Source organism: Streptomyces sp. NPDC005811 (assembly GCF_040630405.1).
Taxonomy (GTDB): domain Bacteria; phylum Actinomycetota; class Actinomycetes; order Streptomycetales; family Streptomycetaceae; genus Streptomyces.
On the sequence record NZ_JBEXXK010000004.1, the window covers coordinates 60,077 to 74,220 of the forward strand.

Here is a 14,144-nt window from a genome sequence, read left to right on the forward strand (position 1 = left end):
TCAGACTCACCCCAGCAGCAGCCGGGCCGCCTCCCGCGCCTCGGCGGCCGGCATGGCCGCCCCGTCGATCCCGGCCGTCACCATCGCCCCCTCGGCCAGCAGGAACAGCGGCCCCGTCAGGGCGCCGGGCAGCCCGGCAGCGGCGACCAGCCCGCCGAGATACTCCCGGAACGCCCGCTTGTGCGCCCGCACCCGCTCCGCCACCCGCTCCGAGGTCGCGCCCAGCTCGCCGTACGCGTTGATCCAGGCGCAGCCCCGGAAGTCCGGCTCGGCGAACCACTCCTCCAGCCAGTCGAACACCGCGAGGATCCGCTCCCGGGGCTCCTCCCGCCGCGCCACGTACTCCGCGAGCCGCCCCCGCCAGCGCAGGTCCCGGCGCTCCAGATAGGCCTCCACCAGCAGTTCCTTCGCGGGGAAGAGCTGATACAGCCGCTTGAGCGAGACCCCCGACGCGGCCCGGAGCTCGTCCATCCCCACGGACTGCACCCCCCGCCCGTAGAACAGCGTCTCCGCGGCGTCGAGCGCCTGTTCACGCGCCGTCGCGCCGTCCATGGCCACCATCACCGTGCTCCTGATCCCCCTGCCGGGTCCTGCGCGCCGACTCCCGCTTGACGAGGAGAACGGCCGTTCTCTACGTTGGCAGCGTACCCGAGAACGCTCGTTCTCCAGTGGTCGTCGCAGCCATGCCTCCAGGAGGCCCCCATGTCCGACCCCCGTCCGCCCTATCCGCCCTTCACCCGGGAGACCGCCGTGCAGAAGGTCCAGGCCGCCGAGGACGCCTGGAACACCCGCGACCCGCAGCGCGTCGCGCTCGCCTACTCCGAGGACTCCGTCTGGCGCAACCGCGACACCTTCCTCACCGGCCGCGCCGCGATCGTCGACTTCCTGACCGCCAAGTGGGCCCGCGAGCGCGAGTACGCCCTGCGCAAGGACCTGTGGGCGTTCGACGGGAACCGCATCGCCGTCCGCTTCCAGTACGAGTCGCGGGACGCCGACGGCCGGTGGTGGCGCTCGTACGGCAACGAACTCTGGGAGTTCGACGAGCGCGGCCTGATGACCCGCCGGGAGGCCAGCATCAACGACGTACGGATCGACGAGGGGGACCGCCGCCTGCACGGCCCGCGCCCCACGTCCGAACGAGGGCTGACCTTCCCGCTCGCCTAGGCTTCCCGGGTGACCGCACCGGACGAGAAGCCGCCCTTCCTGTACGTCGTCGTCTGCGCCGCCGGCATCGCCTCCGGCGTCGGCAGACTGATCACCGCCGCTCGGGAGCGGTCCTGGCAGGTCGGGGTCATCGCCACCCCGCACGCCATGAACGGCTTCTTCGACACGGCCGCCGTCGAGGCGCAGACCGGCCGGCCGGTCCGCTCCGCCTGGCGGCGCCCGGGGGACCCGCGGCCCTTCCCCGATCCGGACGCGGTCGTGGTCGCCCCGGCCACCTTCAACACGATCAACAAGTGGGCGGCGGGCATCGCCGACACCCTCGCGCTCGGCACCCTGTGCGAGGTCGCCGGCCAGGACGTCCCGGTCGGCGTCCTGGCCTGTGTCTCCGACGGCCTCGCCGCCCACCCCGCCTACCAGGACAGCCTCATACGGCTGCGTGGCATGGGCGTCCGCTTCGGACCTCCCCACCGGGGCGGGGAGTTCGGCTGGGAAGGGGCGCTGGACCTGGTGGAGTGAGTCACCCGGGGGAGCGGGCCGCGCCGACGTAGGCTCCCCTCTGTGTACTCCCCACCGAGTCAGGAGCAGCATCGATGCAGTACGTGAAGCTCGGTTCGACGGGCCTGGACGTGTCGCGGATCTGTCTGGGCTGCATGACCTACGGCCTTCCCGACCGGGGCGCGCACGAGTGGACCCTCGACGAGGACGCCGCGCGTCCGCTGATCCGTCAGGCGCTGGACGCCGGCATCAATTTCTTCGACACCGCGAACGTCTACTCCGACGGCACCAGCGAGGAGATCGTCGGCCGGGCGCTGCGCGACTTCGCCCGCCGCGACGAGATCGTCCTCGCCACGAAGGTGCACGGCCGGATGCGCCCGGGCCCCAACGGCGGCGGACTCTCCCGCAAGGCGATCCTCTCCGAACTCGACCACAGCCTGACCCGCCTCGGCGCCGACCACGTCGACCTCTACCAGATCCACCGCTACGACCCGTACACCCCGGTCGAGGAGACCATGGAGGCGCTGCACGACGTGGTCAAGGCGGGCAAGGTCCGCTACATCGGGGCGAGTTCGATGTACGCCTGGCAGTTCTCCAAGATGCAGTACACCGCCGAACGGCACGGCTGGACCAAGTTCGTCTCCATGCAGAACCACTACAACCTCCTCTACCGCGAGGAGGAGCGCGAGATGCTGCCGCTCTGCGCCGACCAGGGCGTGGGCGTCCTGCCCTGGAGCCCCCTGGCCCGGGGCCGCCTCACCCGCGACTGGGGCACCTCCACCGGGCGCAGCACCACGGACACCTTCGGCGGCACGCTCTATCTGGAGGGCGACCACACCGTCGTCGAGGCGGTCTCCCGCATCGCCGCCACCCGCGAGGTCCCCCGCGCCCAGGTGGCCCTGTCCTGGCTCCTCCACCAGCCCCAGGTCACGGCCCCGATCATCGGCGCCTCGAAGCCCCGGCACATCGAGGACGCGGTGGCGGCGGTGGAATTCCGACTGACCGAAGAGGAACGGGAAGAGCTGGAGCGCCCCTACGGCCCCCATCCCATCGCCGGTCACTGAAAGCGCCCCGAAAGGGGCGCGGGGAACTGCGCGACCAGCCACGACCAACCCCGCACCCGCTCAACGGTCAATGCCCACCCCTTGGCGACGCGAACTCCGTCCCGCAAGGCCCCGCCCCCGCACTCTCCTCCAACGGCACCCGTGCCCCACTCATGGACATGGTCCGGTAATACCGCCCGATCCGCTCCGCCGACCGCCCCACGTAATGCCCGATGAACGACCGCCGGAACCGATCCCCGCTCCGGTTCGGCGGAGACCCGTGCACCAGACTCCCGTTGAAGAACAGGACGTCCCCCGGCGCCATGTCCACCGGCACGGGCGCCAGCCCGGCCGGCGGCGGCACATACTCCCGCGCGAACGACAGCTCCGCGTCCGCCTCCTCCGGACAGAACACCTCCATCCGGTGCGTGCCCGGGACGACTTCCAGCCCCCCGTTCCCCCGGTCGATCTCGTCGCACGCCAGCCAGGCCGCGACGCAGGTGCCCGGCTCCACCCGCAGATAGAAGTTGTCCTGGTGCAGCGCCTGCCCCCGCGCCCCCGGCGGCTTGAAATAGAACATGCTCTGCGCGGCCAGCACCTCCTCGCCCAGCAGTGTCTCCAGCACCTCCCGCAACCGCGCGTCCAGCAGCACCCGCCGGGCGGGCGCGCTGATCTCGTGCGGGTTCATCACCCTCGGAAACCGGTCCAGCGGATCGTTCCCGGCGCGCGGCTCGAAGTGCCCCGGCACCGCCCGCCCCGCCGCCTGGAGCACGGTGAACTCGGCGCGCAGGCGCTCCACCTCGTCGGGTCCGAACAGCCCCCGGACGACCGTGAAGCCGTCCTCCTCGTACTGCCGCAGCATGTGTGCCCTCCTTGATCGGTCCCCCTATCGTGGGGCGGACCCGGCCCACCGGAGGATGCCCATGCCTGCTGACGACCTGCCCGCCGCTGCCGGGCCAGGGGATCCCTCGCCGCCACCCGGTCTGGTGGTCGCGGCCCACTTCGACGAGCTCCCGGGGTACGGGGTCGACCGGCCCGGGGGATCGGACAGTTGGCTCTTCACCTGGACGACCGCCGGGCGGGGCCTGCTGCGGCAGGGCGGGAGCGAGGTCCGGGCCGGCGCCGGCGATCTGGTCGTCCTCGCACCGGGTGTCCCGCACGGCTACGCGGTCGAACCCGGCGCCTCCCACTGGCGGTTCTGGTGGGCGCACTGCCAGGCCCGCCCCGCCTGGACCCCCTGGCTGCGCCCGTACGGCACCGACGACGGCCTGTACGCCGTGGCCCCCGTACCGAAGGCCCTGCACCCGCGCGTCGAGGCCGCGTTCCGGCGCCTGTACGCCGATGCCCGCGGGCCCGGGGGAGCCGAGGAGGCGCCGGACGGCTCCGGCATCGCCGTGGCGCACGGCACCACCGCCCGCGAACTCGCCCTGTGCGCACTGGAGGAGGCCGTCCTGCTCACCACGGCCGCCGCCCGCGCGCCCCTCCCGCCGCCCGGCCTCGACGAGCGCGTCCGGCGCGTCCAGGCACTCCTCGCCGCCGACCCCGGCGCCCCGCACACCGTCGGCTCGCTCGCCGCCCTGGTCGCGCTGTCCCCCTCCCGGCTGTCCCACCTCTTCACCGAGCAGACCGGCCAGTCCCCGATGCGGGCCCTGCGCGAGGCGCGGCTGCGGCACGCGGCCCGGCTGCTGGAGGGCACCGGCCTCCCCGTGGAACGGGTCGCGGCGGCCTCCGGATTCGTGAGCCCGTTCCACTTCACGCGTGTGTTCCGCGCCCGTTACGGCCGTCCGCCCGGCGCGTACCGGGACGGAATACGCGCCACAATGGACGGCGCGGGAAACGGCCCCTGAAAACGACGGCAAAAAGGGACACCGATAGCGGGACCCTCCCTAACTCAGACAGTGCATTGACGTTTCGTCAATTCCTGGGCCCCGCACACTGTGCACGAAACCGCGAGATCTCTTGTTCCTCCTGGTCCGGCTGTGCGAAGGTGTGGCGTGTCGGCGCACGGACAACGTTTTCTCCCCTGTGCGCGCGAGGCCCCTGTGTTCCGTCACACCCCCCACGCTTCACAAGAGCCAGCTCCTCCGCTGACCTCACAGGTGTCGAACCCTGCCTATTGCCGCATGTCCCGCTCCCCCCGGACATGCCTCCAGGAGGAATGCAGCCGTGAATGACGCAGGCCTGTCGAATTCCCCTTCGGCTCGCCGCCTCGACGCGACGGACGAACAGCTGAGCGCGGAACTGAACCAATGGACGGGGGAGTCGCCCGCACTCCACCCCGTCGGTGAGTTGCTGGACCGGCACTGGGAGGCGGCCTTCGCCTACGCGCGGCTGTGCACCGACGGCGAACGCGCGGCCGGCATGCTCACCACCGCCGCCTTCACCCGGCTGTTCGGCGCGACCCAGCACCAGGACGGCCCGACCGCCGCCTGGCGCCCCCATCTGCTGGCCACCGTCCGCCGGCTCGCCGCCGAGTGGGACGCCGACGGCCGCCGCGACCTGCTCCACCCCGCCCTGCGCGCCCAGGACGCCGACGGCACCCCGGTCGCCGCCCGGCTGCTCCCGCCGCCGAACCGGCGCATGATCGCCCGCGCCTTCCACCGGCTGCCCCAGTCGGCCCGCTGTCTGCTCTGGCATTGCGAGGCCGAGGCCGAACCCCTCGCGATCCCGGCCGGACTCCTCGGTCTCGACGAGGAGGGCGCCCACGTCGAACTGCGCCGCTCCCGCGAGCGGCTGCGCGAGGAGGTCCTCCAGGTCCACCGCGAGCAGGCCACCGACGACGAGTGCCACCGCTACCACCGCCTGCTCGACGTCACCTGCCGCCGCGGCGGCATGGACGTCGACCCCGATCTGCGCGGCCACACCGAGCAGTGCCGGCACTGTGCGCACACCGCCGACCAGCTCCTCCAGTTCGAGGGACTCCTCGGCGTCGCCCTGGCCGAGGGCATCCTCGGCTGGGCGGCCGGCGCCTACCTGGAGGGCCGGGCCACCGCGGACGGACGCGAACGGGCGGCGGCGCCCGAGCGGGAGCGCCACCCGGGCGCCACCGGTGAGGCCTTCGACAGCGAACCGGCCGCACCGCGGACGCCCGCCGACGCGTCGGCCCTCGCGTCCGGAGCCCCGGGAGGGGCCGAGGCGCCCCGGCCGGCGGCCGGCCCCGGCCCCGGCCCCGGCTCCGGCTCCGGGACCGAGCTCGCACTCCGTCCCGCGTCCCGCCGCTCGGACCGCAAGGCGGCCCGCCGGATCCGCCGCCGCAACCTCACCGCCGCCGTCCTGACCGTCAGCGGCATGGTCGTCCTCCCGCTCGTGGTGTGGGCCGCCCTGGGCTCCGACGGCGGCAGCGGCCCGACCGCGAGCGAGGGCACCAAGACCCCCTCCGCGGGCACCGACACCGCCACCGACAGCCCGTCCTGGATCGCCGACCAGGAGACCCAGGGCACCCTGCGCGGCCGGCTGCACAACGTCGCCTCCGGGCTGTGCATCGGCATCGCCGGCGGCAAGGCGGCCAAGGGCGCCGACACCGAGCTGGCCACCTGCTCCTCCGACGCCGGCCAGCAGTGGACGTACGAGACCGACGGTCTGCTGCGCAGCGCCGCCGACCCGAACCTGTGCCTCGACTCCCACCTCGGCTACTCCGTGCGGCTCGGCGAGTGCTCGGACTCCTCCGCCGGGACCGCGAAGAACGTCCGGTACGACTTCACCCTCCAGGGCACGCTCGTGCCGCGCTCCGACCAGAACCTGGCCCTCGCGCCCGCCGCCACCGACGGCTCGGGAGCCCTGGTCCTGAAGAACCGCGCGAACGGCACCTCCCAGCGCTGGGTGATCGACACCTCGCAGCCCGACCCGCAGATGGAGTTCGTCAACTGGGGCGCCGACGACGACGCCGGGTCCGCGAGCCCGACGCCGACCGCGACCCCCAAGGCGGCCACGCCCAAGTCGGCCGACCCGGCCCCCTCGGCCACCCCGACGACGAAGAGCTCCTCGGGCACCTCCTCCTCCGGCAGCTCCACCTCGGGCACCTCCTGCTCGTACTCCTCCTGGTACTACTGCACCTGGGGCGGCCAGGACGGCGGCTCGGGGTACGGCTACGGCGGCTCGGGGTACGGCTACGGCGGCAACGGGTACGGCGGATACGGCTCCGGAAACGGCGGCTCCTACTCCGGCGGCGGACGCCACTGACCCACCGGCGCGGCGGCGGGCTCAGACCAGCTGGAGGGACACCCACAGCGCCACGACCGCCGCGCCCAGCGTGACCGGCACGGTGAGCAGACCCAGCCGGGTGAACTCCCCGACCTCGACGTGCTCCGCCCGCTCCTGCACCACCCGCCGCCACAGCAGGGTCGCGAGCGAGCCGGCGTACGTCAGGTTGGGGCCGATGTTCACCCCGAGCAGCACCGCGAGCACGGCCCCGGTCCCGGCCGGGGCCGCCAGCGGGACCAGCACCAGGACCGCCGGCAGATTGTTGATCAGGTTGGCGAGCACGGCGGCCACCGCGGCCGCGCCCAGCAGCGCGAGCAGCCCCGAGTCGTTCGGCAGGGCGTGCCGCAGCGCGTCGGCGAGCCCGTTGTCGACGACCGCCCGGACGACGATCCCGAGCGCGAGCACGAACGCCAGGAACCCCGGCGCCGCCGACCGCACCACCGCCACCGGTGTCACCCGCCGCCGCGCCAGGGCCCGTCCGGCCATCACCAGCGCGCCCGCGAACGCCGCCCACGCCGGTTCGATCCCGAGCGCCGACGCCACCACGAACCCGGCCAGCGTGCACCCCACCGTGACCAGCGCGAACAGCGGCAGCTCGGGCGCCGGACCGGCCTCGGACACGGAGGCGGACGCGGCACCGGACGGTCCTTCGGGCAGGTCGTCGGCGAAGAAGCGCCGGAAGACCGCGTACTCCACGCTGACGGCGACCAGCCACGGCAGCGCCATCAGCGCCGCGAACCGGGTGAAGCTCAGCCCGCTCGCGGTGAACGCCAGCAGGTTCGTCAGATTCGACACCGGCAGCAGCAGGGAGGCCGTGTTGGACAGATGCGCCGTGGCGTAGACGTGCGGCTTCGAGCGCACCCCCATCCGGGCCGCCGTGGCGAACACCACCGGCGTCAGCAGCACCACCGTCGCGTCCAGACTGAGCACGGCCGTGATGACGGAGGCCAGCACGAACACCGAGGTCAGCAGCCGCCGGGGCCGCCCCGCCGCCCGCCGGGCCATCCACGCCCCGCACGCCGTGAACAGCCCCTCGACATCACACAGGTGCGCCAGCACCAGCACCGCCGCGAGGAACCCGACGACGGGCCCCAGCCGCTCGGCCTCCGCCAGGGCATGTGCCGGCGAGATCGCCCCCAGCGCCACGGCCACGACAGCGGCCGGAACGGCGACGAACGCCTCCGACCGCCCGGCAGGCCGCAGAACGGCCCACGCGAGCGAGGCGATGAGCAGGCAGACGGACAGCGTTTCGGCGAGCGGGGCGTTCAGGGGGGATCTCCGGAGCGGGTGCAGATGGTGGTTCAGGGCTCGGCTGCTCCCCACTCAGGGGCGCGGGGCTGCACTTGTTCTGCGGCTCCGCCGCGTAGGCGCGACCAGCCCGGGACGACCCGCAGCCGCCCTACAACCTAACCCACCACCACGAATGCCCTACTCCTCGTCGAAGAGCCCCAGCTCCGCCCAGATCGTCTTCCCCTCCGTCGTGTGCCGGCTGCCCCACCGCTGCGTGAGCTGCGCGACCAGCAACAATCCCCGCCCGCCCTCGTCCCACGTCTTCGCCCGCCGCAGATGCGGCGCGGTGTGGCTGGTGTCGGACACCTCACAGATCAACGTCGTCGCGTCGTGGATCAGCCGCAGCCGTATCGGATGCGCCCCGTACCGGATCGCGTTGGTGACCAGTTCGCTCACCACCAGCTCGGCCGTGAACGACGCCTCACTCATCTCCCAGCGCGCGAGCTGGTCGACGACCTGCTTGCGGATCGGCGCGACCAGCGCCGGATCGGCGGGGATGTCCCAGGTCGAGACCTGGGCCGCGGGCAGCCCCCGGGTGCGCGCCAGCAGCAGCGCCACGTCGTCGGCGACGCCCCCGGCCGGCAGCAGGGCGTGCAGCACCCGGTCGCACGTCTCGTCCAGTGAGTCCGAGTACGCGGCGAGGGCCTCGCTGAGCAGCCGGTGACCGGCCTCCGCGTCCCGCTCGCCGGACGCGAGCAGCCCGTCCGTGTAGAACGCCAGCACACTGCCCTCGGTGAGCTCCAGCTCGGCCGACTCGAACGGCAGCCCCCCGACGCCCAGCGCGGGCCCGGCGGGCAGATCGATCCGGTGCGGCGCGCCGCCCGGCCGCAGCAGCAGCGGCGAGGGGTGTCCGGCCCGCGCCAGCGCGCACCGCCGGGACACCGGGTCGTACACCGCGTACAGGCAGCTCGCGCCGACCTCGCCGGGGCTGCCCTCGCCGCCGGCCTCCTCGGACAGCCGTACGACGAGATCGTCGAGGTGGGTGAGCAGTTCGTCGGGGGCGAGGTCGATGTCGGCGAGGGTGCGCACGGCGGTCCGCAGCCGGCCCATGGTCGCCGAGGCCTGGATGCCCTGGCCGACCACGTCCCCGACGACCATGGCGACCCGCATGCCCGACAGCGGGATCACGTCGAACCAGTCGCCGCCCACCCCGGCGCGCGCGGCCGGGAGATAGCGGGAGGCGGCGTCGACGGCGACCGTCTTGGGCAGGGACCGCGGGAGCAGGCTGCGCTGGAGGGCGAGGGCCGTGTCGCGCTCGCGGGAGAACCGGCGGGCGTTGTCGATGCAGACGGCCGCCCGTGCGGTGATCTCCTCGGCGAGCAGCACATCGTCCGGGGTGAAGGGGTCCGGCCGCTGGTAGCGGGTGAGGACCGCGACGCCCAGGGTCGCGCCCCGGGCCCGGATCGGCACCGACATCGTGGAGTGGATGCCGAACTCGCGCACCCGCTCGCCGCGCAGGGTGTCCCAGGCCAGCCAGGCGTTCAGCTCGTCCACGGAGGCGACGATGGTGCGGCCCGCGATCAGCGAGTCGGCCTGCGGCGAGCCGGCCGGATAGCGCAGGACGTCCCCGGGCTTGGCCACGGCCATCGGGTTGCCGGGGTTGACGGAGTCGTGCGCGGCGCGGCGCAGCTCCAGCGGGGCGACGAGCCGGGCGGGCGGATCCCCGCCGTCCTGGGGGTCCAGGAGATCGACGCTGACGAAGTCGGCGAGCGCGGGCACGCACACCTCGGCCAGCTCCTGAGCCGTCCGGGTGACGTCGAGGGTGCTGCCGATGCGCACGCTGGCCTCGTTGACCAGCCGCAGCCGCTCGCGGGCGAGGTAGTTCTCGGTGAAGTCGTGCGCGGCGAGGCACACGCCGCGCACCCGGCCCAGGGCGTCGGTGACCGGCTTGAACCGGGCCAGCCAGGCGTGCGCCCGCTCCTCGCCGCCGGTGCGGGTGTAGATCTGGATGTCCTCGGCCCGTCCGTTGGCGAGCACCCGGATCATGTGCGTCTCCAGCTCGGCGCTCTGCGGCCGGCCGCCGATCTCGGAGAGCCGCAGCCCCCTGATGCGTTCCTCCGGCAGACCGATCGCCGCGGCCATCGCGTCGTTGACCCGGGCCAGCCGCAGCCGCTCGTCGTAGACGGCGACGGCACACGGCGCCTGGGCCAGCGCGGCCGTGTCCAGGGGGTCCTCGGAGGCGCCGGGGCCGTCCGGGGAGAGCGCGGTGAGCGGGGTCACGACGAGCCAGGTGCCCGGGGTGTCGGGGAGGGCCGGGCGGTGGTGGGCGAGCAGCCACACCCGGAGGGTGCGGCCGTCGCGGTGGCGCAGGGCCAGCGTGCCGTCCCAGCGGGGGCCGGTGGGCGCCGGGGGCCTTCCCTCCGCGAGCAGCTCGCCGGCGGGCCGGCCCACCACCTCGGGCGACGCCCAGCCCAGCAGGGTGCGGGCACCCTCGTTCCAGCCGACGACCGTGCCGGTGTCGTCGACGACCACCCGGGCCGTCGCGGCCTCGTCGAACGGATACTCCGGGCTCATCGTCGCCACTCCATCGCGGACACTCACAGTGAACAGGCGCGCCACATCCGTTCCAGCCTAGTCCGTCCCGCCCGTGCGCGGACGGGAACCCCCTCGGGCGGCCGGGCGGCCCCTCTCCGGCCGAGGTCAAGGGGCAATTCCGGCCGAAGTGCCCTGCCGGATGCAGCTGTCACCCCTGGGGCTTCAAGACGCCCCCGGCCTCTTGACGGGCAGGAGGGGCTCGTCGTCAGATTCTGTTTGGTCACGATCAGTTGTCAGATCAGTTGTGAGTACTTCTGGGTCCTGAGAGGGAGAGCCGCCAGTGACAGTGACTCGCAGATCCGTCTTGATCGCCTCCGCGGCCGCCCCGGCCGCCGGAGCGCTCCTCGCCGGCCCGGCCGAGGCGACTTCGGCGGCCGGGCACACCGCCGGCCGCCACACGGTCGCCCTGCGCGACGGCTGGCGCTTCGCCCTGGTCGATCCGGGCGGGATCACCGACCCGACCGGCGCGTACGCGGACGCCGCCACCCCCGGCTACGACGACTCGGCCTGGCGCGAGGTCGCGGTCCCGCACGACTGGAGCATCGAGCAGGCCCCCACCACCGAGCACGGCACCACCAGCGGCACCGGCTTCTTCCCGGGCGGTCTCGGCTGGTACCGCCTCGGCTTCACGCTGTCGCCCGCCCACGCGGGCAGGCGGATCTCGGTCGAGTTCGACGGCGTCTACATGGACGCGTACGTCTATTGCAACGGCACCGAGGTCGGCCGCCACCCCTACGGCTACACCGGCTTCGCCTTCGATCTCACCGGGCTGCTGCACACCGACGGCACCACCGCGAACGTGATCGCGGTCAAGGTGCAGAACCGTCTCCCCAGCAGCCGCTGGTACTCCGGCAGCGGGATCTACCGCGAGGCCCGCCTGGTCGTCACGGAACCGGTGCACGTCGCCCGCCGTGGCACGTACGTCACGACCCCCGAGGTCACCGCCGAGCGTGCCCTCGTCCAGGTGGCGACCGCCGTCGAGAACGTCTCCGGGGCGGACGCGGAGGTGGAGGTCGTCTCCCGGATCGTCGCGCCGGACGGCCGTACCGTCACCCGTACGGCCTCCACGGTCACCGTGGGCGAGCGGGCCACCGAGACCCACCGGCTCACCGTGGACCGCCCGCGCCTGTGGGACTTCACGGCGCCCCACCGCTACACCCTGGAGACCGAGCTCAGGGTCTCCGGCCGGATCACCGACACCTTCCGCACCCCCTTCGGGATCCGCACCGTCCGCTTCGACCCGGACGAGGGCTTCTTCCTCAACGGCAGACACTCCAAGATCAAGGGGGTGGACCTCCACCACGACCTGGGCGCCCTCGGCGCGGCGGTCAGCAAGGACGCGATCCGCCGCCAGATGACGATCATGCGATCGATGGGGGTCAACGCCTTCCGCACCTCCCACAACCCGCCCTCGCCCGAGATGATCGAGGTCTGCGAGGAGCTGGGCATCGTGATGATGGTGGAGGCCTTCGACTGCTGGCGGACCGGCAAGACCCGCTACGACTACGGCCGGTTCTTCGACGAGTGGTGCGAGAGGGACGCCGGTGAGATGGTCCTCGCCGCCCGCAACTCGCCCGCCGTGGTGCTCTGGTCCATCGGCAACGAGATCACCGACTCCACCTCCACCGCCGGCCTCGCCATGGCCGACCGGATCATCGCCGCGATCAGGGCGGCCGACGACACCCGCCCGCTGGTCATCGGCTCCGACAAGTACCGCACCCCGCCCGCCAAGGGCTCCGCCGCCGATCTGATGCTGGCCAAGCTCGACGGCCTCGGCCTCAACTACAACACCGCGAAGAGCGTGGACGTGCTGCACGCCACCTACCCGCACCTGTTCCTCTTCGAGTCCGAGTCCTCCTCGGAGACCTCCACCCGAGGGGCGTACCAGGAACCGGAGCACCTGAACACCGGCGAGAACCACACCCCCGGCAGGCGGGCCACCTCGTCCTACGACAACAACCTCGCCTCCTGGACGATGAGCGGCGAGTACGGCCACAAGAAGGACCGGGACCGGAAGTGGTTCGCCGGGCAGTTCCTGTGGTCCGGCATCGACTACATCGGCGAGCCGACCCCGTACAACGTCTTCCCGGTGAAGGCCTCCTTCTTCGGCGCGGTCGACACGGCCGGCTTCCCCAAGGACATGTACCACCTGTTCCGCAGCCAGTGGACGGACGAGCCGATGGTCCATCTGCTGCCGGCCACCTGGAACCACGAGCCCGGCGACACCGTCGAGGTGTGGGCGTACGCCAACGTCGACACCGTCGAGCTGTATCTCGACGGACGGTCGCTGGGCGTGCGGACGTTCGACACCAAGACGACCGTGGACGGCCGTACCTACCTGGAGACCACCGAGGCCACCGGCGACGACAAGACCTTCACCACCGGCCCCTGGCCGGGCAGTTACACCAGCCCGAACGGCAGCGCGGGCACACTGCATCTGACCTGGAAAGTCGCCTATGAACCAGGGGTGTTGAAGGCGGTGGCCCGGCGCGGCGGCAAGGTCGTGGCCACCGACGTCCTGCGCACGGCCGGCGCCCCGCACGCCGTACGGCTCACCCCCGACCGCACCTCCCTCCCGGCGGACGGGCGTTCCCTCCTCTTCGTCACCGCCGACGTCGTCGACGCCCACGGGGTTCTCGTCCCGGACGCCGAGCACCTCATCTCCTTCGCCGTGAGCGGCGGTTCGCTCGCCGGGCTCGACAACGGCCGCCAGGAGAGCGCCGAGCCGTACCATGCGAGCACCCGGACCGCCTTCCACGGCAAGGCGCTCGCGATCGTGCGCGCCGGAACCGAGGCGGGCCCCCTGAAGGTGACCGCGCGCGTGGAGGGGCTGCGCGAGGGCACCGCCACCGTGCGCGCCACCCGGGCCCGCCGGGTGGCCGCCACGCCCGCCGTCGCGTTCGCGCCCGCCTATCCCGATCCGGTGAACTACCCTCACGCGGACGCCAGTTACTCCGGCCGGCCGGACACCCTGCCCGCCGCGATGCTGGACGGGAACCCGGCCACGGGCTGGTCCAACGCCTTCACCAAGGCGGCCACCGCGCTGCTGCCCGCCTTCAGCGGGGCCCGGCCGGCCGACTGGGTCTCGGTGGACTGGGGGCGCACCCGGGACCTCGACCGGGTGGCGGTCTCCTTCACCGTGGACGCCACGCACAGCCTGCCCGCGACGATCGAGGTCGCGGTGGCGGACGGGCGGTCGTACACGCCGGTCACCGGGGCGGCCGTGGAGTGGGCCACGGACTCCGACGCCCCGACCGTCGTCACCTTCGACGCGGTGCGCGGCTCCCGGGTGCGGCTGACGTTCACCAGCGCCGCGCCCGGCACGGTCGGAGGGGCGGTGCGGATCAGCAAGTGGGAGGCGTAACCGGGTTCATGGTCCGGGGCGGGGGCGGGCCGTCCGTTCCCGTCCGGACCGTT

General features: G+C 73.1%; 10 protein-coding genes. 6 read left to right on the top strand and 4 right to left on the bottom strand.

What is annotated here, in order from left to right; all coding sequences use genetic code 11:
• Nucleotides 1-6 precede the first annotated feature (6 nt).
• Nucleotides 7-552: a TetR/AcrR family transcriptional regulator gene (locus ABZ490_RS05475; RefSeq protein ID WP_358985089.1), complete on the bottom strand. Its 546-nt coding sequence runs from the start codon at nt 550-552 to the stop codon at nt 7-9.
• Between the two features lie 150 nt (nt 553-702).
• Between ABZ490_RS05475 and ABZ490_RS05480 the strand changes: the two genes are divergently transcribed.
• From ABZ490_RS05480 to ABZ490_RS05490, 3 genes are all read left to right on the top strand, one after another.
• The gene (locus ABZ490_RS05480; RefSeq protein ID WP_358984521.1) at nt 703-1,164 is read left to right on the top strand and encodes a nuclear transport factor 2 family protein; all 462 of its coding nucleotides are present in this window, start codon (nt 703-705) and stop codon (nt 1,162-1,164) included.
• 9 nt (nt 1,165-1,173) lie between these two features.
• Entirely contained in the window at nt 1,174-1,680 is a 507-nt protein-coding gene (locus ABZ490_RS05485) for a flavoprotein (protein ID WP_358984524.1), read from the top strand.
• Nucleotides 1,681-1,754: 74 nt separating this feature from the next.
• Nucleotides 1,755-2,723, top strand: a complete 969-nt coding sequence (locus ABZ490_RS05490) for an aldo/keto reductase (protein ID WP_358984527.1) — start codon at nt 1,755-1,757, stop codon at nt 2,721-2,723.
• A 67-nt stretch (nt 2,724-2,790) separates the two neighbouring features.
• Here ABZ490_RS05490 and ABZ490_RS05495 read toward each other — a convergent pair whose 3' ends face one another.
• Nucleotides 2,791-3,564: a phytanoyl-CoA dioxygenase family protein gene (locus ABZ490_RS05495; protein WP_358984530.1), complete on the bottom strand. Its 774-nt coding sequence runs from the start codon at nt 3,562-3,564 to the stop codon at nt 2,791-2,793.
• Nucleotides 3,565-3,625: 61 nt separating this feature from the next.
• Between ABZ490_RS05495 and ABZ490_RS05500 the strand changes: the two genes are divergently transcribed.
• On the top strand, nt 3,626-4,549 hold the full coding sequence (locus ABZ490_RS05500; RefSeq protein WP_358984533.1) for a helix-turn-helix domain-containing protein: 924 nt from the start codon (nt 3,626-3,628) through the stop codon (nt 4,547-4,549).
• A 319-nt stretch (nt 4,550-4,868) separates the two neighbouring features.
• The gene (locus tag ABZ490_RS05505; RefSeq protein ID WP_358984537.1) at nt 4,869-6,881 is read left to right on the top strand and encodes an RICIN domain-containing protein; all 2,013 of its coding nucleotides are present in this window, start codon (nt 4,869-4,871) and stop codon (nt 6,879-6,881) included.
• Nucleotides 6,882-6,902: 21 nt separating this feature from the next.
• Here ABZ490_RS05505 and ABZ490_RS05510 read toward each other — a convergent pair whose 3' ends face one another.
• Both ABZ490_RS05510 and ABZ490_RS05515 read right to left on the bottom strand, forming a co-directional pair.
• Nucleotides 6,903-8,171 (bottom strand): SLC13 family permease, encoded by a 1,269-nt coding sequence (locus tag ABZ490_RS05510; RefSeq protein WP_358985092.1) that lies wholly within the window; start codon nt 8,169-8,171, stop codon nt 6,903-6,905.
• A 159-nt stretch (nt 8,172-8,330) separates the two neighbouring features.
• On the bottom strand, nt 8,331-10,706 hold the full coding sequence (locus tag ABZ490_RS05515) for a SpoIIE family protein phosphatase (RefSeq protein ID WP_358984540.1): 2,376 nt from the start codon (nt 10,704-10,706) through the stop codon (nt 8,331-8,333).
• Between the two features lie 301 nt (nt 10,707-11,007).
• On the opposite strand from ABZ490_RS05515, the gene ABZ490_RS05520 reads away from it, so the two are divergent.
• Nucleotides 11,008-14,091, top strand: coding sequence for a glycoside hydrolase family 2 TIM barrel-domain containing protein (locus tag ABZ490_RS05520; RefSeq protein ID WP_358984543.1), 3,084 nt, complete (start codon nt 11,008-11,010; stop codon nt 14,089-14,091).
• The last annotated feature ends 53 nt before the right edge of the window (nt 14,092-14,144 follow it).